The sequence below is a fragment of the Marinobacter lipolyticus SM19 genome, from assembly GCF_000397065.2.
Classification (GTDB): domain Bacteria; phylum Pseudomonadota; class Gammaproteobacteria; order Pseudomonadales; family Oleiphilaceae; genus Marinobacter; species Marinobacter lipolyticus.
This window is the reverse complement of the sequence record NZ_KE007330.1, coordinates 57,971-77,077: the sequence shown is the minus strand read 5'-3', so window position 1 is coordinate 77,077 and position 19,107 is coordinate 57,971. Positions and strand designations below refer to the sequence as shown.

Genomic DNA, 19,107 nt, shown 5'->3' with positions numbered 1-19,107 from the left:
TTTTTTTTTGTGTCCGATTCCCGCTCAGAATATCTGGCGGGATAGGTCGTCACCGTTTCCGTTGCTGCCGTTGCCGGACTCGTCTCGCGGATCCAGGGGAGGTGGTGCATCCTCTTCCTTGAACAGCTCGAATATGCCGTCCTGACCGGGGTGCGCGCGCTTGCCGGTTTCCGGATCGATGCGAACATTGACGATGCCGTTGGGGCGCGGCATATGAGAGGCTGGCGTGCCTTCAAGAGCAACCTCCATGTAGTCTATCCAGATTGGCAGGGCAGTGCTGGCGCCAAATTCGCGGCGGCCAAGTGGGGCGGGTTGATCAAAGCCAACCCAGGTGGTGGTGGCGATATCATGATTGAAGCCGGAAAACCAGGTGTCCCGTTGTTCGTTAGTCGTGCCGGTTTTGCCTGCGAGGTCGCTGCGACCGAGGGTGAGGGCTCGGCGCCCGGTTCCTCTTGTAATGACGTCCTTCATAATGGAGTGCATGAGGTAGACGCTCCGTTCATCTGCCAGTCGACGGGCTATCCTTACAGAACGCCTCGGCGCTTCTTCCGTCATCTCCGTTTCCTGTTCGATATCTTCGCAGTTCTTGTCGCAGATGATGACCTCGGGTGCGCTGAAGATTTCTTCGTTGTTAACGTCAGAGATGCTTTGAATAAGAAATGGCTCAACATCATATCCGCCATTGGCCATTACTGCGTAGCCCCTGGCCACCTCCATTGGAGTAAGGAGTCCACTGCCGAGGGAAAGGGAAAGGTCTTTTTGCATGTCGGCGGTTGGTATCTTCAGTTGTTCCAGGTAGTCCAGCGTAGCCTGGATGCCCAGATCACGCAGCAGGCGCACGGATACCAGGTTTCTTGATTGGTACAGCGCCTTCCGTAGGCGAGTGGGCCCTTCAAACCGTCCGGAGGAGTTTTCCGGGCGCCATGAGGTTCCCTGTGCCTCGTCGTCAAAGACAATGGGGGCATCGTTGTATATTGTGGCGGGCGTCATGCCGCTTTCCAGGGCGGCCAGATAGAGGAATGGCTTGAAATTGGAGCCGGGCTGCCTTTTCGCCTGCATGGCGCGATTGTATTTGCTCTGGCTGAAGCTATAGCCACCTGTCAGCGCTTCAATGGCACCGGTATCTGCGTCAAGGGAAATCAGTGCGCCCTCTGCCCGGGGGACTTGAGCCAGCCCTACCTTGCGGATATCAATGGTTCTGATCTGTCCATTGTTGTCATCAGTTGCCGGCGGAGCCCCATCCATGGCTTCGAGAGCTGGGTCTGCTGAGGGCTTGACGTAGATGACGTCGCCTTTGGCAACAACGTCTGATGGTTTCTCCGGTTTCGGGCCGGTCAGGTTTTCCGTTTTGTAGCGTCTGGCCCAGGTCATGGTTTCAAACGGCATGGTGGTTTTGCCGAGGGTACGGGCAAACAGTTCGACTTCGCCACTTTCATCGCTAACCTGAGTTACGACTGCGGGAATCAGAGCTTCAACCCTCGGGTAGTTTGCAATCAGATCCTCGAGTTTCTCGGGTTGAAGGTCTGATTCATCGATCTGCCCGATCGGGCCCCGGAAGCCGTGCCTTCGGTCGTAAGCTTCCAGACCGTTGCGTAGGGCGAGGGTGGCTTGTTGCTGTTTTTTACTGTCAACGGTCAGGGTGACCTTGTAACCATCGGTGTATGTCTTGTCGCCGAATCGCTGAACCATTTCAGTTCTGGCCATTTCGGCGACAAAGTCAGCGTCCACTTCGGTGTCAGCGGCGTTATAGCTGGCGGTCAGGGGCGCAGAGGATGCAAGTGCATAGGCGTCTTCAGTAATGTAGCCCAAATCCCTCATGCGGCCGAGAATCCAGTTGCGGCGAATGTGTGCGCGCTCGGGGTTGGCCAGTGGGTTGTAGGCTGACGGAGCTTTCGGTAGTCCGGCAAGCATGGCCATCTGGGCCAGTGACAGGTCAGTGACTGGTTTGTCGTAGTACACCTGTGCAGCAGCCGCGATACCATAGGCGCGATTACCAAGATAAATCTTGTTCAGATAGAGCTCGAGGATGCGTTCTTTGCTCAGTTCACGTTCTATCTGAAGTGCCAGAAGTATCTCATTGAACTTGCGGATAAAGGTCCGATCACGTGACAAAAAGTAATTTTTTGCAACCTGCATTGTGATCGTACTGCCCCCTGACTGGATCTCTCCGGTGGAGACCAGTTCGATGGCAGCCCGCAGCAGGCCTTTGAAGTCGACCCCGAAGTGCTCGTAGAAACGGGCGTCTTCTGCTGCCATAAAGGCATGTAACTGAATTGTAGGGATCTGTTCGATTGTGATCGGTGCCCTTCTCTTTTCACCGAATTCTGCTATTAATCTGTTGTCTGCGCTGTAGACTCTCAGCGGTGTCTGCAACTTGATATCAAGAAGCTGATCAACGGGAGGAAGCCCGGGGCGCAGGTAGAGATAAAAACCTGACGCTACGATTGTCGAAAGACTGAGTCCGGTGACAAATAACCAGGCAAACAGGCGGGATGTACGCAATAAATGAGACATTTTTTTCTGACAACTGTTGGATATAGGTCTATCATTTGAGAAATTGCTTTAGGAAGGACGAGTCGCTTCACCGTTGCAATGCCTCTCAATTTAAGAAGAACTCGCATTGTAGACGGAAAACTGAAGAAATTCTCTTAAATAAAAAACACATAAGTTACGTAACCCGGTGCATTAACCAGGTATAGGGTGAGCGCGTGTTCGGATTGTTTGGAAAAAAATCCAGTGCCGTCGTGGGTGTGGACATCAGCTCGAGTTCAGTCAAGCTGTTGGAACTCTCAAAGAACGGTGACCGTTACAGGGTCGAAAGTTATGCAGTGGAGCCTTTGCCGGCTAACGCTGTTGTCGAAAAAAACATCACGGATGTGGAAGCGGTCGGCGAGGTTCTCAAGCGCGTCGCTTCCAAATCACGTACCGGCGTAAAACAGGTCGCTGTGGCTGTTTCGGGCTCTGCCGTCATAACCAAGGTCATCCAGATGGATGGCGGCCTTAACGAGTTTGAAATGGAAGATCAGATCACTCTGGAGGCGGATCAGTATATCCCATACCCTCTGGACGAGGTTGCTATTGACTTCGAGGTGCAGGGTCCTTCAGAAACCAATCCTGATCAGGTCGATGTACTCCTGGCGGCATGCCGTAAGGAAAACGTAGACATCCGAGAGGACGCGTTGGAGATTGCGTCACTGACCACAAAAGTGGTGGACGTCGAGGCCTACGCCCTTGAGCGGGCCTACAAATTGATAGAGCCCCAGCTTGACTCGCAGGGAGAAGAGCTGGTTGTGGCCATCGTCGATATCGGCGCCACCATGACCACGCTCAGTGTCCTCGCTGACGGCCGGACAGTTTATACCCGTGAGCAGATTTTTGGCGGTAAGCAGCTGACAGAAGAAATTCAGCGTCGCTATGGTCTGTCAGTGGAAGAAGCCGGGCTGGCCAAAAAGCAGGGTGGTTTGCCAGATGACTACGAATCCGAGGTTCTGACTCCTTTCCGGGAGGCTGTCGTGCAGCAAGTTGCGAGGGCTCTTCAGTTCTTCTTCGGCGCAAGTCAGTACAATGCGGTTGACTACGTGATTCTGGCCGGCGGCACCGCTTCGATACAAGGTCTGACAGAAATGGTCGAAGAGAAAACGGGAACACCGACTCTGGTTGCCAATCCATTTTCCGATATGTCCGTAGGCTCCAGGGTGAATGCGTCAGCACTTGGCAGTGATGCACCCTCTTTGATGATTGCATGTGGACTGGCAATGAGGAGCTTTGACTGATGGCAAAGATTAACCTCAGGCCATGGCGTGAAGAGCTTCGGGCCGAAAAGCAGAAACAGTTTGTCGTGATGATATTGGGTGCAGCCATTGTGGCTGCGGGCATGGCGTTTCTCTGGAAAACGGACATGGACAACCGGATTGCGTACCAACAGTCACGCAACGCCTACATCGAAACTGCGACCAAAGAACTGGATAAGCAAATCAAGGAAATTGAAAACCTGAAACGCAAACGTGACGAACTACTATCGCGCATGCAGGTTATTCAGGATCTTCAGGGCAAGCGGCCAGTCATTGTAAGAGCATTTGACGAATTGGTGCGGACATTGCCTGACGGGCTCTTCTATACCGACCTCAAGAAAACCGGGGATCGGGTTGATATCGTTGGCATGGCCGAATCCAACAGTCGGATTTCGACTCTGATGAGGCGCTTTGATGAGTCCGACTGGTTTACCGAACCGAACCTTTCCAATGTGTCGGCGGCTGACAATCGCCGGGCCGGTTACAGTCAGTTCAACCTGTCGGTTAAGCAAAAAACTCCAGAGCCCGAAGGGGAGGATAAGTAATGAGCCTCGCGGACTCACTCAAAAGTCTTAACGAATTCGATATCAACGATCTTGATGTCAACAATGCGGGTATCTGGCCGGCACCGGTAAAAGCTATCGTTGTCCTGATAATCTTTGGTCTGATTCTGGGTGGCGGCTACTGGTTCTTCATCAAGGATCAGTACGGGCAGTTGGAGCGTGTCGAGCGTACAGAGCAGGAATTAAGGAAAAAATACGAAGAAAAAGCCTATCGGGTGGCGAACCTTGATGTCTTCAGGGCGCAGATGGAAGAGATGGAAGAAACCTTCGGGGCATTGGTGCGACAGTTGCCCAGTGAGACCGAAGTGCCGGGCTTGCTGGAGGACATCACGAATACAGCTCTGGGCAGCGGTCTTGCCTTGCAGGAGGTCAAGCTCCAACCCGAACAGCGTCGCGACTTCTACTCGGAGTTGCCGATTAATATCCGTGTCTCGGGTTCTTACCACGAGTTGGCGACGTTCGTCAGCAGTGTGGCCAGCTTGCCGCGGATTGTGACGCTGCACGATTTAACCATTAAACCAACTGGCGGTGACGGTGAACGGCTTGATATGCAAGTTGTTGCCCGTACCTACCGCTACCGGGCTGGAGAATAAGCATGGCAGGACAGCATGCGGGAAAAGCCTGGCTGGGTATTTGTCTGGTATCCGTTCTGACGGCTTGTTCCCAGGGAAACGGTTTCTCTGATCTTGACAAATTCATGGCTGATACCAGAGCCAAGCCAAGAGGCCACGTTGAGCCTTTGCCGGAATTCAAGGCATACGAAGCATTCAGTTACTCGGCTGCGGACAGGCGAGCGCCGTTTGAGCCCCCCATTGACGTGCAGTTGACGATGGTGGATGACGAGCCGGTGAGTGATGTGGAACCGGATCTTGATCGCCCACGTGAGGTGTTGGAGAACTTTGGCCTCAAAAACCTGAACATGGTAGGTACCCTGACGGATGCGTCCGGCGGCCTTTTCGCGTTGATTCGTGATAACGAGGGGGGGGTGCACAGGGTCCGTACCGGAAACTACATGGGGCAGAATTACGGCAGAATTGTCGGAATCAGCCAAACCCGTGTTGAACTGATTGAAATCGTTCCCAATGGCCGGGGTGGATGGGTTGAGCGTCCTCGTTTCCTGTCCCTTGACGAAGACGAAGACGAAGGCTAAGGGGCGCATTATGAATACAGAAAGAACCATGCATGAACAAAAAAGTTTGGGGTCGAGGCTAGCGATGTTCAGAAAACTCAATGTATACGTCGGCGTGATTGCTCTTGGGTTGTTATCCGGCCTGGCCAATGCGGTCACGCTGGAAGACGTGTCGTTTTCATCGTTACCTGGCGACCAGCTTGAAGTAACGTTGAAATTCGATGGTCAGCCACCCGAACCTACGGGTTATACCATCGAACGGCCTGCCCGGATTGCGGTTGACCTGAAAGATACGACCAGCGGACTGAACAGTCGAAGCCTGTCGCTTGGTTCTGGCAATGCCCAGAGCATGACAGTGGTGGAAACCAAGGACCGCACTCGCCTGATTTTCAATCTGGTGGAGCTGGCCCCCTACGACACGGTTCGTCAGGGTAACTCTCTGGTCATGACTATTGGTGACGGAAGTGGCGCCACTGCTACGGCCTCCAGTGGCGGTTCGGCAGCTCCGGCCGCAACCTCTTCATTGTCATCCTCCTCTCGTGATGGAGTGCTGGCGGGAGTGGATTTCCGCCGCGGCAAAGAAGGGGAAGGGCAAGTGATTGTCGACCTCGGACGTGCCAGCGCACCTGTTGATCTCTCTGAATTTGGCGGCAAGATTCGCCTCACAATGGATGGCATGACTGTTCCCGAAAACCTCCGGCGTCGTCTGGATGTGACTGATTTCGCCACTCCGGTTAGCCGTGTGGACACCTATATCGAGGGTGGTAATGCGGTTGTCGAGATTCGTCCGGAGGGCCACTACGACTACATCGCTTATCAATCCGGTTCCCAGTTTACGGTGAGTGTCGAGCGTCTGAGTGAGCAGGAAGCAGAAGATCGCCGCGAAGAAAAGTTTCCGTATACAGGAGACAAACTGTCGCTCAACTTCCAGGATATTGAAGTGCGGTCAGTCCTTCAGCTGATTGCAGACTTTACTGGTCTCAATCTGGTGGCCAGTGACACTGTGAGTGGCAGTATCACACTGCGTTTGCAGAACGTCCCCTGGGATCAAGCGCTGGACCTGATTCTTAAGACCAAAGGCCTCGACAAGCGTCAGATAGGTAACGTCCTGCTGGTCGCTCCGGCCGACGAAATTGCGGCCCGAGAGAAGTTAGAGCTGGAAACCAACAAACAGATTGCCGAACTGGCACCGGTGAGGCTTGATATTATTCAGGTCAATTATGCCAAGGCGGCAGACATCGTTGCCTTGATTCAGGCAGACGAAGAGTTGATTTCCTCCCGTGGTTTTGTTTCTTCCGACGCCAGGACCAACACCATTAGCGTCCGCGAAACTGCAGATAAGCTTGAGGAAATTCGCCAGCTGGTTAGCACCTGGGATGTGGCAGTTCGCCAAGTATCTATCGAGGCACGGATTGTTCGCGCGCAAACCAATGTTGCCGAAAATCTCGGGATTCGTTGGGGAGGTGCCGCTTACGATGTGAATGGCGATAATGTGGTCTCCATCGGTGGGTCCCAGGGTGCCGTCGAAGAGGCTCGTCAAGCTGCGGCGGGTAACAACAATACGATTACCTTCCCTGGAGCGCTGGCCGTCGATCTTGGCGTCACTGGTGAGGGCGCGTCCTCGTTCGCGATTGGTTGGGGTAGTGATGACTTCCTGGTGGATCTTGAGCTGTCCGCGCTGGAAACCGATGGACGGGCGGAAGTGGTCTCCCAGCCTCGGGTAGTGACCGCCGATCGTCAGACGGCGAAGATCAAGTCCGGTGAGGAGATTCCCTATCAGGAAGCGTCCTCCAGTGGTGCCACGTCTGTTTCCTTCAAAGAGGCTGCTCTTTCATTGGAAGTGACGCCCCAGATCACGCCGGATGACAAGATCATCATGGACTTGGTTGTTAATCAGGATTCTCGTGGTGAAGTGACGGCGGGTATCCCGGCAATCAACACAAATGAGGTTACAACTCAGGTATTGGTTGGTAACGGAGAGACGGTTGTGCTGGGTGGTATCTTCCAGTCCGAAGTGGCAACACAGACCACCAAGACGCCGTTCCTCGGTGACATTCCGTACCTTGGACGCCTGTTCAAGCGGACGGAGCACATCGATGAGCGCAGTGAGCTGCTGATCTTCATCACTCCCAAAATCATCAAGAGTGACCTGATTCGGTAAGTTCTCTGATCAAAAAAGCCGCCGCCTCACACCGGCGGTTTTTTTGTGCGCTCGCACTTTCGAAATTTATGGATTTCGGCGCCCTGTGCTATTCTCACCCGCCAGAACGTCTATGAGCTTAAGTTATGTCATTGCCAAAACGAATTGTCCTGGTTGGCCCCATGGGCGCAGGCAAAAGCACCATTGGTCGCATGCTTGCCAGAGAGCTGGGCTATCGTTTTCTGGATTCGGACAGAATTATTGAAGAGCGCTGTGGTGCGAATATTCCCTGGATATTTGATGTCGAGGGGGAAGAGGGGTTTCGTCAGCGCGAAACGGCCATGTTGGCGGAGTTGTCAGAGCAATGTGAGACAGTTCTTGCCACCGGCGGCGGTGCCGTTATGAAGCCTGAAAATCACGAGCTCCTCAAGCAAGATGCCACCGTGATTTATCTTAAAACCTCTATCGACCAGCAGGTTGAGCGGACACGGCGGGACCGAAATCGTCCGCTTTTACAGAACGATGACCCCGAGGCCGTCTTGCGAAAACTGTTTGCCCTGAGGGATCCTGTCTATACGAAGTTGGCTGATATTGTTATGCACACAGATCGGAAGAGCCCGAGGCTGGTGGTGCGGCAGTTGGTCAATCGAGTGAATCCGAAAACCCCGCGTCATCGTCGACAAGTGAGAAAGGAAGGTCGAAATCATGCCTAACGCCGTTAGGGAGTTGCAGGTTGATCTGGGTGACCGCAGTTATCCCATTTTTATCGGAGATGGGCTGCTGGGCAGCATGGATCTCACGCCCTATGTTGCGGGCAGTCAGATCATGATCGTGACCAATGAAACCGTTGCTCCCTTGTATCTGGAGCAGGCCAAAGCCTGTTTCTCGGGCAAGGCTGTTGATTCGGTGGTACTTCCTGATGGCGAAGAGTATAAGGATTGGCAAACACTGAATCTCGTTTTCGACGCCTTGCTGAAAAAGCGCCATACTCGCAAGACCACTCTGGTTGCCCTTGGGGGGGGAGTGGTTGGTGATATGACGGGGTTTGCAGCTGCCAGCTACCAGCGCGGCGTGCCGTTTATCCAGATACCGACCACGCTGTTATCGCAGGTGGACTCCTCGGTGGGTGGCAAAACCGGTATCAACCACCCGTTGGGAAAGAATATGATCGGCGCCTTCCATCAGCCGGAAGTTGTCCTGATCGATACGAACTCACTGAAAACCTTGCCACCAAGAGAAGTGTCTGCAGGTCTGGCCGAGGTGATCAAGTACGGATTGATTCGGGACACCGAATTTCTGGCATGGCTGGAGCTGGAAATGGACCGCTTGATCGGGTTGTCACCGGATTCGCTGGTCGAGGCCATTTACCGGTCATGTGCCTGTAAAGCGGACGTGGTCGCCCGGGACGAGCGGGAAGGAGGGCTTCGGGCCATTCTCAATCTTGGGCACACTTTTGGTCATGCCATTGAGACGTTTGCCGGGTATGGTAATTGGTTGCATGGCGAAGCCGTTGGTACGGGCATGGTCATGGCTGCTGACCTGTCATTGCGGGAGGGGATGATTTCCGGGGCGGATCTGGCCCGCGCCCGCGAACTGGTTGCCAGGGCGGGATTGCCGCTGTTGCCTCCTGCGGAGATGACCCCGGATCATTTCATGGATTTGATGGCGGTCGATAAAAAGAATATTGACGGAGCCCTGCGCCTGGTCTTGCTCAGGGCTCTGGGTGATGCTTTTGTCACGGCAGATGCGAGCCCCGAGAACCTGGCTGCGACCCTTGGGGCTTTCTGTCAGGGTGCGCCTGATTAATGCATTCCATGTGAACTGATCGCGACAGGGAACGATTGTGAACGATTCAGGATTGAACAGCCTGGAAGGGGGAGGCCTGTTTCCCCGGCTGCAGGAACGTTACGGCCTGCGAGCCAATCCAATGGAAATGGAAATGCCCTTTTTCCCGGATGCCATGCGCCATCACGCCCTGGAAACCCTCCGTCATCTTTGTGGATTCGGGGACATGGCAATAATGCTGACTGGTGCGGCGGGTGCGGGTAAAACCCGGGTGCTGGCTGAATTGGTTCGCAGTGAGTCGTCTCGCCTGGATTTCCACCGGCTGCCTTCCGCAGCGCTGACGAGTGCCCATGCGCTGGCACGTGGGCTACTGTCAATTGCCCATAAAAGTCTTGAGCCTTCTGAGAGCTTCCGAGACGCGGTTTACGGATTTTTTCGCTGGTCTGAAACCCGGGTGCGCAAAGGGCAGCGTATGGTGCTGTTGATTGACGATGCTGATCGCGCTTCTCCCGATCTGTTGCAGCTCCTGTTGTCAGCGTTTCTGGATGCTGACAGGGCCTCAGCGGCAGTGCCCGTGTTCAGTGGTGAGAGCGACCTGGTCAGCATGCTCAAGCTCGGAGAGAGTTCTGCGGGCGTCCATCAGGTGCACTTGCGTCCTCTGACGGAGGAAGAGGTCCGGGCGTATCTGGAGCCCCGTGTGCATCGAGCCGGTGGCCGGGTGGAGGACTTGCTTAGTCCTGCCAGGGTAAGGCAGATTCATCAGCTCAGTCAGGGTAGCTTTTCACGCCTGCACAGGATAACGCCTGCGGTCTGGCTGGACATTACGCCGGCCGCCAGATACAGGCCAGTAGTGGGTTTGAAGCCGCTGCTTAGCTTTCGCTGGCCCGCACTGGCGCTGTTACTGCTTGGTGGTTCCTGGTGGATTGTGGCGCAGCAATACGAAGAGTCTGTAAATCAGGACAAGCAGGCTGCTACCCAGCCCGAGCGCGTGCGTAAGAGCATCACCATCGGGCCTGAGAATCCTGAGGTCCAGTCAACTGCTGAGGATGTTGGCGGCAATGGTGTGGTAGAACCCGTCGTAGTGGCGAATAATGTCGCAGAGCCAGAGCCAGAGCCAGAGCCAGAGCCAGAGCCAGAGCCAGAGCCAGAGATGGAACCAGTGTCGCAAGCGTTGGTCCAAACCGAGGCGGCTGCAGCTTTTGTTCCGGTACGCCCGGAGAGGTATGTTCCGGTCGAGCAGGTACGTATCAGAAGCGGTTTGACTGCGCAGTTTGTTGCCGGCTTCCAGGAGCAGACTGCGATTGCCTTTATGGAGCAGTACGAACAGGTTGATGGGTTGAGATACACTCGGTCAACGCGGCAGGGTAAGGATTGGTTTGTGGTGTTTTATGGTGATTTTGAGGATGTCGGAGTGGCCCGGTCTGCATTACGTAAATTGCCTGAGGGTTTGCGCTCCAGGGAGTCTTGGGTCCGCCCGTTAAGTGGGTTTTGACAGGCCCCAAGGTGCCTTTTCAGGGTTTTTGGTCCCTCCTCGTGTCCTTCCATAAAAACGATTAAAAACAGTGGGGTTAGAGAATTATTCCACCTCTACTGCCCCTAAAATAAACGGACTTCGGATTGAGTACGTAATTGTACGTGTGTAGAATGTCCAGCCCCCATTTTCAGTGTCAAAGGGTGACTTTAACGGTATTTGCTTATAACTCTTTGATTGAAAAGCATTTCTATGTGAGAGAACGCTTATGATGACAGGTTTGTATCATCCCGAAGAATTCAGGGACAACTGTGGTTTCGGACTGATCGCCCATATGAAAGGCGATGCCAGCCACAAGTTGTTGCAAACTGCCATCGAGTCACTGACCTGCATGACCCACCGCGGTGGCATTGCAGCAGACGGAAAGACCGGTGATGGTTGCGGCCTGCTTATTCAAAGTCCCGATGCCTTCTTGCGCAAGGCCGCTAAAGCGGCGTTTGGTAAGGAGCCCGGAGATCTGTTTGCCGTTGGTCAGGTATTCCTGAACCCGGACGAAGCCAAGGCAAAAGCCGGGCGGGAAGCCATTGAGAAGAGTCTGACCGAGCAGGGCCTGGATATTCTGGGCTGGCGGGAGGTTCCGACGGACAACAGTTGTCTTGGGCCCATGGCTCTGGATTGCCTGCCTCGAATCGAGCAGGTATTTGTGGCGCCGGCTGACAAGGCAGAGAAAGAGTTTGCAATCAGCCTGTTTATTGGCCGCCGGTACGCTGAGCGCGACATGGCGGATGATTCCGAGTTCTATATCTGTAGCCTGTCCCACCGCACGCTGGCCTATAAAGGCCTGATGATGCCGGCTGACCTGGCGAACTTCTACAAGGATCTGGGTGATCCGGATCTCCAGACCGCTATTTGTGTTTTCCACCAGCGCTTCTCCACCAACACCATGCCGCGCTGGCCGTTGGCTCAGCCATTCCGTTTCCTGGCGCATAATGGTGAAATCAATACCATCGATGGTAACCGCAACTGGGCCATCGCCCGTGCGGCCAAGTTCAGCTCCCCGGACCTGCCGGATCTGCAGACCCTGCAGCCGCTGGTGAACCTGACCGGCTCTGACTCTTCAAGCATGGACAACATGCTGGAAGTGCTGCTGGCCGGTGGGGTGGATCTGTTCCGTGCGGTCCGGATGATGATTCCGCCTGCGTGGCAGAATGTGGATACCATGGATTCCAACCTGAGGGCGTTCTACGAGTACAACTCCATGCATATGGAGCCGTGGGATGGCCCTGCCGGCCTGGTATTCTCGGATGGTCGCTACGCGGTCTGCATGCTGGACCGGAATGGCTTGCGCCCGGCGCGCTGGGTGGTTACCAAGGATGACTTCATTACCCTGGCATCGGAAATCGGCACCTATGGCTATGAACCCGATGACGTTGTGGCGAAAGGTCGGGTAGGACCGGGCCAGATGCTGGCCGTTGATACCCAGACCGGCGAAGTGCTTCATACCCCGGACATTGATGAGCGTCTCAAGAATGCTCATCCGTACAAGCAATGGTTGCGGGAGAATGCGTTACGGGTCGAAACCACACTGAATCAGGAAACCCCTGAGTTCCGTCTGATGGACGCCGACGAGCTTCTGGTACACCAGAAGGTGTTCATGGTGTCCTTCGAAGAGCGGGACCAGGTGTTGCGTCCGCTGGCGGAGAATGGCCAGGAGGCTGTTGGCTCGATGGGCGACGATACCCCGATGGCGGTATTGTCCAGCAAGGTGCGTCACGTTGGTGACTACTTCCGCCAGAAGTTTGCCCAGGTAACAAACCCGGCGATTGATCCGCTTCGGGAAGCGATTGTCATGTCGCTCGAGACGTGTCTGGGCTCTGAGCGCAATGTCTTCGAGGAAACACCGGACCACGCGGACCGGATCATTCTGACCACACCGGTACTGTCACCGGCCAAGTTCCTCAAGATCGCCAATAACGATCGTCCGGGGTTCGAGGTCGCTCACATTTCCATGGGGTATCGTCCGGAGATGGGCCTTGAGCAAGCCATCCGCCGTGTCTGCGATCAGGCTGAAGAAGCCACGCGCAATGGCAAGGTGCTGCTGATCCTGTCTGACAAGGATCTCAAGGAAGGTGAACTGCCAGTGAATGCCCTGATGGCCACTGGTGCGGTTCATCACCACCTCGTGACGCAAGGTCTGCGTTGTGATTCCAATATTATTGTGGAAACCGGCTGGGCCCGTGATCCTCATCAGTTCGCGGTCCTGTTCGGCTTTGGTGCGACAGCGGTCTATCCGTACCTGGCCTATCAGGTACTGAATGACCTGATTCGTACCGGTGAACTGCTGATGGACCCGATCGAGGCCAAGAATAACTACCGCAAAGGTATCAACAAGGGGTTGTTGAAGATCCTGTCCAAGATGGGCATCTCCACCATGACCTCATACCGTGGTGCCCAACTTTTCGAGGCCATTGGCCTTGCGGATGAAGTGGTTGATCTGTGCTTCAAGGGCGTGCCCAGCCGTATCCAGGGGGCTGGTTTCTTCGACTTCCAGCAGGATCAGGAACAACTGGCAGCAGTTGCCTGGAAGCCCCGTAAACCGGTTTCCCAGGGTGGACTACTGAAGTACGTTCACGGCCAGGAATACCATGCCTTTAATCCGGATGTGGTCGGCAAGCTCCAGGAAGCGGTGATCAGTGGTGATTACGGTCACTATCAGGAATACGCAGGTCTGGTGAATGAACGCCCGGTGGCCACACTGAGGGATCTTCTCGGGTTCCGTCAGGATATCAAGGCGATTGATATTTCCGAGGTAGAGCCGGTCGAGAATATTTTCCCGCGTTTTGATTCAGCAGCCATGTCCCTGGGGGCTTTGTCCCCTGAAGCGCACGAGGCGTTGGCGGTTGCCATGAACACCCTGGGCGGGCGTTCCAACTCTGGTGAGGGTGGTGAAGATCCTGCCCGCTATGGCACAGAGAAACGCTCCAAGATCAAGCAGGTGGCCTCTGGTCGCTTTGGTGTGACTGCTGAGTACCTGCGCAGTGCCGATGTCATGCAGATCAAGGTTGCCCAGGGCGCCAAGCCTGGTGAGGGCGGCCAGCTGCCGGGTGGCAAGGTAAACGATCTGATCGCGCGCTTGCGGTATTCGGTGCCCGGTGTGACGCTGATTTCGCCGCCACCGCACCATGACATCTACTCGATCGAGGATCTGGCGCAGCTGATTTTTGACCTGAAGCAGGTGAACCCAAAAGCGCTGGTATCTGTGAAGCTGGTATCAGAGCCGGGTGTGGGCACGATTGCCGCCGGTGTTGCCAAGGCGTACGCCGACCTGATTACCGTGTCCGGTTACGATGGTGGTACGGCAGCGAGTCCACTGACGTCCATCCGTTATGCCGGCTCCCCATGGGAGCTTGGCTTGACGGAAACCCAGCAGGCCCTGCGTGCCAACGATCTGCGTGGAAAAATCCGTTTGCAGACCGACGGCGGCATCAAAACCGGCCTTGACGTAGTAAAAGGTGCGATTCTTGGCGCAGAGAGCTTCGGCTTTGGTACCACCCCAATGGTCGCTCTGGGGTGTAAATACCTGCGAATCTGCCACCTGAACAACTGTGCCACCGGTGTCGCCACCCAGAATGAACATCTGCGTGAAGAGCACTTCAAGGGTACGGTGGAAATGGCCATGAATTTCTTCCGCTTCGTCGCTGAAGAAACCCGCGAGTGGATGGCCAAGCTGGGTGTTCGCAGCCTGGAGGAGCTGGTGGGGCGTGTAGACCTGCTTGAGCGCCTGCCGGGAGATACCGAGCGTCAGAAGAAGTTGGACCTGAGCCGCCTTCTGGGCAACGATCATATTCCTGCGGACAAGCCTCAGACCTGTCAGGTTGAGCGCAACCGTCCGTTTGACGAGGGCGCGCTTGCCGAACAGATGGTGAAGGATATCGCCGGGGCTATCGAAGAGAAGTCTGGTGGTGCGTGGTCCTACCGCGTGACCAACTGTGACCGATCCATCGGTGCGCGTCTGTCTGGTGAAATTGCTGAGAAGCATGGCAACCAGGGCATGGCGGATGCGCCTGTGACTCTCGATCTGACCGGTACCGCTGGTCAGAGTTTCGGTGTCTGGAACGTCAGTGGTCTCAACCTGATCCTTGAGGGTGATGCCAACGACTACGTGGGCAAAGGGATGACCGGCGGCAAGCTGGTGGTCAAACCACCCCGTGGCAGCTGCTTCAAGACCAATGAAACTTCCATCGTCGGCAACACCTGTCTGTACGGTGCAACCGGTGGCAAGTTGTTTGCCGCTGGCACGGCAGGCGAGCGTTTCGCGGTGCGTAACTCCGGAACTCATGCGGTTGTTGAGGGCACCGGCGATCACTGCTGTGAATACATGACCGGCGGGCTGGTGACGGTTCTCGGCTCTACCGGATACAACTTCGGTGCCGGTATGACCGGTGGCTTTGCCTACGTGCTGGATATGGATAACACCTTCGTGGACAAGTACAACCACGAACTGGTGGAAATCCAGCGCATTTCCCGTGAGGACATGGAGTCCTACCGTAATCACCTGCGCGGTGTGATCCGTGAGCACATCTCGGAGACCGGCAGTCAGTGGGCAGAGCACATTCTTGAAGATTTCGACGACTACATCGGCCGTTTCTGGCTGGTGAAACCCAAGGCTGCCAACCTCCGCAGCCTGCTGGCAAGCACCCGCGCGCGCCCGGAATAAGCGCCGGAAGGATAAGGGTTTGGGGTATCCGCCACAGAGCGGTGCCCCTGTCGAAATCGAGTTGATGAGAGCATCATGATGAAAGAACGACTGAATAACGACTTCCAGTTTGTCGAAGTAGGGCGCGTAGACCCGAAAAAGGTACCCGCAAAGAAGCGGAAGAAGGAATTCGGGGAAATCTACCACCCGTTCACCCAGGAAGAGGCGGCGCCACAGGCGCACCGCTGCCTGGAATGTGGTAACCCATACTGTGAGTGGAAGTGCCCGGTGCACAACTACATTCCGAACTGGCTGAAGCTGGTTTCCGAAGGCAACATCATGAGGGCGGTGGAGCTATGTCACCAGACTAACTCCCTGCCGGAAGTCTGTGGCCGGGTCTGCCCGCAGGACCGTCTTTGTGAGGGAGCCTGTACCCTGAACGACGGATACGGTGCGGTTACCATCGGCTCGGTCGAGAAGTACATTACCGATACCGCGTTCGCTCTGGGCTGGAAGCCTGACATGTCCGCCGTGAAGTGGACCGACAAAAAGGTCGCCGTGATTGGTGCCGGCCCTGCGGGTCTCGGCTGTGCGGACGTTCTGGTGCGCAACGGTGTGAAGCCGGTGGTATTCGATATCTACCCGGAAATTGGTGGCCTGCTGACCTTCGGTATTCCCGAGTTCAAGCTGGAAAAGTCCGTCATGACCCGTCGTCGCCAGGTGTTCGAGGAAATGGGTGTGGAATTCCGTCTGTCCACGGAAGTGGGCAAGGATGTGATGATGGACGACATCCTTGAGGAATACGATGCCGTGTTCATGGGGATGGGTACCTACACCTACATGAAAGGCGGTTTTCCCGGGGAAGATCTGTCGGGTGTGTACGACGCCCTGCCGTTCCTGGTCTCCAACGTCAACCGTCGCCTCGGCTACGAGGAAAACGCGGACGATTTCATCGACATGAAAGGCAAGCGTGTAGTGGTCCTGGGTGGTGGTGACACCGCGATGGACTGCAACCGTACGTCTATTCGCCAGCAGGCAGAAAGCGTCACGTGTGCCTATCGCCGGGATGAGGCGAACATGCCGGGGTCCCGCAAGGAAGTGGCAAACGCCAAGGAAGAAGGCGTCAAGTTCATGTTCAACCGTCAGCCCATTGCCATCATTGGTGAAGACAAGGTGGAAGGGGTAAAGGTTGTCCAGACCCAGTTGGGCGAGCCTGATGAGAACGGCCGCCGCCGTCCGGAAGTGGTTCCGGGCAGTGAAGAGGTGATCCCGGCCGACGCCGTGCTGGTGGCCTTTGGTTTCCGCCCAAGCCCGGCAGACTGGTTTGATGCACAGAGCATCAACACCGATGATTCCGGTCGTGTAGCGGCACCGGAAGAGGCTGAGTTTGCGTTCCAGACCAGCAACCAGAAGATTTTTGCCGGTGGTGATATGGTCCGCGGCTCCGATCTGGTCGTAACCGCTATCTGGGAAGGCCGTCAGGCCGCCGAGGGCATCCTGGATTACCTGGATATCTGAGGGCAGACCTGATTCAGATCAGAAGGGCGGCTTGCTAAGGGTAAGCCGCCCTTTTTTATTGCGACAAACGGGGTATCATTGCACCCCAAACTTTGCAGACCGAGAACAGACTGGAAATCCTATGACCGAGCTGAAAAATGACCGCTTCCTGCGCGCATTGATGCGCCAGCCCGTTGACCGCACACCGGTGTGGATGATGCGCCAGGCCGGCCGTTACCTGCCGGAGTACCGTGCCACCCGCGCCCAGGCGGGGGATTTTCTCAGTCTTTGTAAGAACACACCATTGGCCTGTGAGGTTACCCTGCAGCCTCTGGAGCGGTATCCCCTGGACGCCGCCATCCTGTTCTCCGACATCCTGACCATCCCGGATGCGCTCGGGCTTGGTCTGTATTTTGAGACCGGAGAAGGTCCCAAGTTCAAGCACACCATCCGCTCCGAGTCAGATGTTGCAGCCTTGCCCACGATGAAGGCCGAGGTGGATCTGGATTACGTAATGAACGCGGTTTCCACCATCCGTGGTGCGCTTAACGGTCGTGTTCCGCTAATTGGCTTCTCCGGCAGCCCCTGGACACTGGCCACCTACATGATCGAGGGCGGCTCTTCCAAGGATTTTCGTGAAGCCAAGAAGCTGATGTACGGCCAGCCGGAGGTAATGCACCGTTTGTTGGATCACCTGGCAGACTGTGTCATTGATTACCTGAACGGCCAGATCCGCGCCGGTGCCCAGGCGGTCCAGATTTTTGATACCTGGGGCGGGGTGCTGAGCAGTTGGGCGTATGAAGAACTCTCGCTGCGCTATATGAAGAAAATCGTGGATGGCCTGATTCGCGAGAGCGAAGGTCGCCGGGTTCCGGTGATCCTGTTCACCAAGAATGGTGGTCAGTGGCTGGAGTCTATTGCCGATTCCGGTGCAGACGCAGTCGGTCTGGACTGGACTACAGACATTGGCAACGCCCGTGCTCGCATCGGCGATCGGGTAGCCCTGCAGGGCAATATGGATCCGGCCATGCTGTATGCACCGCCTGAGCGGATCCGCCAGGAAGTGGCCGATATCCTGCGTCGATTCGGTTCCGGTCCGGGACATATCTTCAACCTGGGGCACGGTATTACCCCGGATGTGGATCCGGAGCACGCCAAGGCGTTTATTGAGGCGGTGGTAGAGCTGAGTCCTGAGTATCACCAATAGCATTTATAGCCTGAGATTTCAGTGGGGGCGGCCGTCTGGAAGCGCCGCCCAAAAACCGCTACAAGCACTTCCCTGTGCGCTTCTCTCCGGCCACCCATGGCCTCCGAAATTTTTGGGCGGCGCTTCCAGGCGACCTTTATCCGGCCACTGTGATATCTCCGTTCGTGTGACAGGTTGGACTTGTAGGTCGGATTAGGCACGCAAAGCGTGCCGTAATCCGACACCCACTCTCCACGTAGCACCCCAAAACTCCTCTGGATGCATCCTCCTGTCGGGTCTATAGTCATATGGAACAAAAGCAGTAAACAGGAGTGACCACTTGCCGACCCAACCCCCTGAAAAACGACGATTCCACCGCATCGAATTTGACGCCCCATGCGAGCTTCACTGCCAGGACAGTGTCTGGTTGACGGAGGTGCTGGATATTTCCCTGAAAGGCGTTCTGGTGAAAAGACCGAGCGAATGGAACGTGCCGCTAAACGAGCCTTGTGAGGTGATCGTTCATCTGGACGACAATGAAACGGCCATTGTCATGGCCGTGGAGCTTCGGCATGTCGAGTCGCAGCGGTTGGGGTTCAAGTGTCAGTACATCGACCTGGAAAGCGCCACTCACTTAAAGCGGCTTGTTGAGCTTAATCTGGGGGATCAGGCGTTGCTCGAGAGGGAGTTTGCGCATTTGATTGATTAGGGTTTCTGCTTTTTGTCGGATTACGGCTTTGCCTAACCCGACCTACGTTGTTGCTCCCCACCTTAGTTTATTTGCTATGGCTTTGAACATCGACGCTATCCCCTGAACTGGATGGGAGAGATTGGAAAAGCCTGTCCAAA

At 55.5% G+C, this 19,107-nt stretch carries 13 protein-coding genes; 12 read left to right on the top strand and 1 reads right to left on the bottom strand.

Annotated elements, in window-relative coordinates; genetic code table 11:
* Nucleotides 1–24: 24 nt before the first annotated feature.
* Nucleotides 25–2,514, bottom strand: coding sequence for a penicillin-binding protein 1A (locus tag MARLIPOL_RS17755; protein ID WP_036192436.1), 2,490 nt, complete (start codon nucleotides 2,512–2,514; stop codon nucleotides 25–27).
* A 194-nt stretch (nucleotides 2,515–2,708) separates the two neighbouring features.
* Between MARLIPOL_RS17755 and MARLIPOL_RS17750 the strand changes: the two genes are divergently transcribed.
* From MARLIPOL_RS17750 to MARLIPOL_RS17695, 12 genes are all read left to right on the top strand, one after another.
* The gene (locus MARLIPOL_RS17750; protein ID WP_012139730.1) at nucleotides 2,709–3,773 is read left to right on the top strand and encodes a pilus assembly protein PilM; all 1,065 of its coding nucleotides are present in this window, start codon (nucleotides 2,709–2,711) and stop codon (nucleotides 3,771–3,773) included.
* On the top strand, nucleotides 3,773–4,336 hold the full coding sequence (locus MARLIPOL_RS17745) for a PilN domain-containing protein (RefSeq protein ID WP_012139729.1): 564 nt from the start codon (nucleotides 3,773–3,775) through the stop codon (nucleotides 4,334–4,336). Before MARLIPOL_RS17750 ends, MARLIPOL_RS17745 begins: the two co-directional genes overlap by 1 nt.
* Nucleotides 4,336–4,947, top strand: a complete 612-nt coding sequence (locus MARLIPOL_RS17740) for a type IV pilus inner membrane component PilO (RefSeq protein WP_012139728.1) — start codon at nucleotides 4,336–4,338, stop codon at nucleotides 4,945–4,947. Before MARLIPOL_RS17745 ends, MARLIPOL_RS17740 begins: the two co-directional genes overlap by 1 nt.
* A gap of 2 nt (nucleotides 4,948–4,949) precedes the next feature.
* Nucleotides 4,950–5,504, top strand: a complete 555-nt coding sequence (locus MARLIPOL_RS17735; RefSeq protein WP_012139727.1) for a pilus assembly protein PilP — start codon at nucleotides 4,950–4,952, stop codon at nucleotides 5,502–5,504.
* 64 nt (nucleotides 5,505–5,568) lie between these two features.
* Nucleotides 5,569–7,644 carry a type IV pilus secretin PilQ gene (pilQ, locus tag MARLIPOL_RS17730; RefSeq protein WP_012139726.1) on the top strand — a complete coding sequence of 692 codons (2,076 nt, stop codon included), beginning with the start codon at nucleotides 5,569–5,571 and terminating at the stop codon, nucleotides 7,642–7,644.
* A gap of 125 nt (nucleotides 7,645–7,769) precedes the next feature.
* Nucleotides 7,770–8,336: a shikimate kinase AroK gene (gene aroK, locus MARLIPOL_RS17725; protein WP_012139724.1), complete on the top strand. Its 567-nt coding sequence runs from the start codon at nucleotides 7,770–7,772 to the stop codon at nucleotides 8,334–8,336.
* Nucleotides 8,329–9,429: a 3-dehydroquinate synthase gene (gene aroB / locus MARLIPOL_RS17720; RefSeq protein WP_012139723.1), complete on the top strand. Its 1,101-nt coding sequence runs from the start codon at nucleotides 8,329–8,331 to the stop codon at nucleotides 9,427–9,429. The genes aroK and aroB overlap by 8 nt, the downstream gene beginning before the upstream one ends.
* A gap of 37 nt (nucleotides 9,430–9,466) precedes the next feature.
* Nucleotides 9,467–10,900, top strand: coding sequence for an AAA family ATPase (locus tag MARLIPOL_RS17715; protein ID WP_012139722.1), 1,434 nt, complete (start codon nucleotides 9,467–9,469; stop codon nucleotides 10,898–10,900).
* Nucleotides 10,901–11,147: 247 nt separating this feature from the next.
* Complete coding sequence (gene gltB / locus MARLIPOL_RS17710) at nucleotides 11,148–15,596, top strand: glutamate synthase large subunit (RefSeq protein ID WP_036192430.1); 4,449 nt, start codon at nucleotides 11,148–11,150, stop codon at nucleotides 15,594–15,596.
* Between the two features lie 78 nt (nucleotides 15,597–15,674).
* Complete coding sequence (locus MARLIPOL_RS17705; protein WP_012139720.1) at nucleotides 15,675–17,093, top strand: FAD-dependent oxidoreductase; 1,419 nt, start codon at nucleotides 15,675–15,677, stop codon at nucleotides 17,091–17,093.
* 121 nt (nucleotides 17,094–17,214) lie between these two features.
* The gene (gene hemE, locus MARLIPOL_RS17700; RefSeq protein WP_012139719.1) at nucleotides 17,215–18,279 is read left to right on the top strand and encodes a uroporphyrinogen decarboxylase; all 1,065 of its coding nucleotides are present in this window, start codon (nucleotides 17,215–17,217) and stop codon (nucleotides 18,277–18,279) included.
* A 319-nt stretch (nucleotides 18,280–18,598) separates the two neighbouring features.
* Complete coding sequence (locus MARLIPOL_RS17695; RefSeq protein WP_012139718.1) at nucleotides 18,599–18,967, top strand: PilZ domain-containing protein; 369 nt, start codon at nucleotides 18,599–18,601, stop codon at nucleotides 18,965–18,967.
* The last annotated feature ends 140 nt before the right edge of the window (nucleotides 18,968–19,107 follow it).

Excerpts from the sequence above, each read along its gene's own strand:
- hemE (WP_012139719.1), top strand. The coding sequence starts at position 17,215 with ATGACCGAGCTGAAAAATGACCGCTTCCTGCGCGCATTGATGCGCCAG.
- MARLIPOL_RS17740 (WP_012139728.1), top strand. The coding sequence starts at position 4,336 with ATGAGCCTCGCGGACTCACTCAAAAGTCTTAACGAATTCGATATCAAC.
- MARLIPOL_RS17735 (WP_012139727.1), top strand. The coding sequence starts at position 4,950 with ATGGCAGGACAGCATGCGGGAAAAGCCTGGCTGGGTATTTGTCTGGTA.
- MARLIPOL_RS17705 (WP_012139720.1), top strand. The coding sequence starts at position 15,675 with ATGAAAGAACGACTGAATAACGACTTCCAGTTTGTCGAAGTAGGGCGC.
- pilQ (WP_012139726.1), top strand. The coding sequence starts at position 5,569 with ATGTTCAGAAAACTCAATGTATACGTCGGCGTGATTGCTCTTGGGTTG.
- aroB (WP_012139723.1), top strand. The coding sequence starts at position 8,329 with ATGCCTAACGCCGTTAGGGAGTTGCAGGTTGATCTGGGTGACCGCAGT.
- gltB (WP_036192430.1), top strand. The coding sequence starts at position 11,148 with ATGATGACAGGTTTGTATCATCCCGAAGAATTCAGGGACAACTGTGGT.
- aroK (WP_012139724.1), top strand. The coding sequence starts at position 7,770 with ATGTCATTGCCAAAACGAATTGTCCTGGTTGGCCCCATGGGCGCAGGC.
- MARLIPOL_RS17745 (WP_012139729.1), top strand. The coding sequence starts at position 3,773 with ATGGCAAAGATTAACCTCAGGCCATGGCGTGAAGAGCTTCGGGCCGAA.
- MARLIPOL_RS17755 (WP_036192436.1), bottom strand. The coding sequence starts at position 2,514 with ATGTCTCATTTATTGCGTACATCCCGCCTGTTTGCCTGGTTATTTGTC.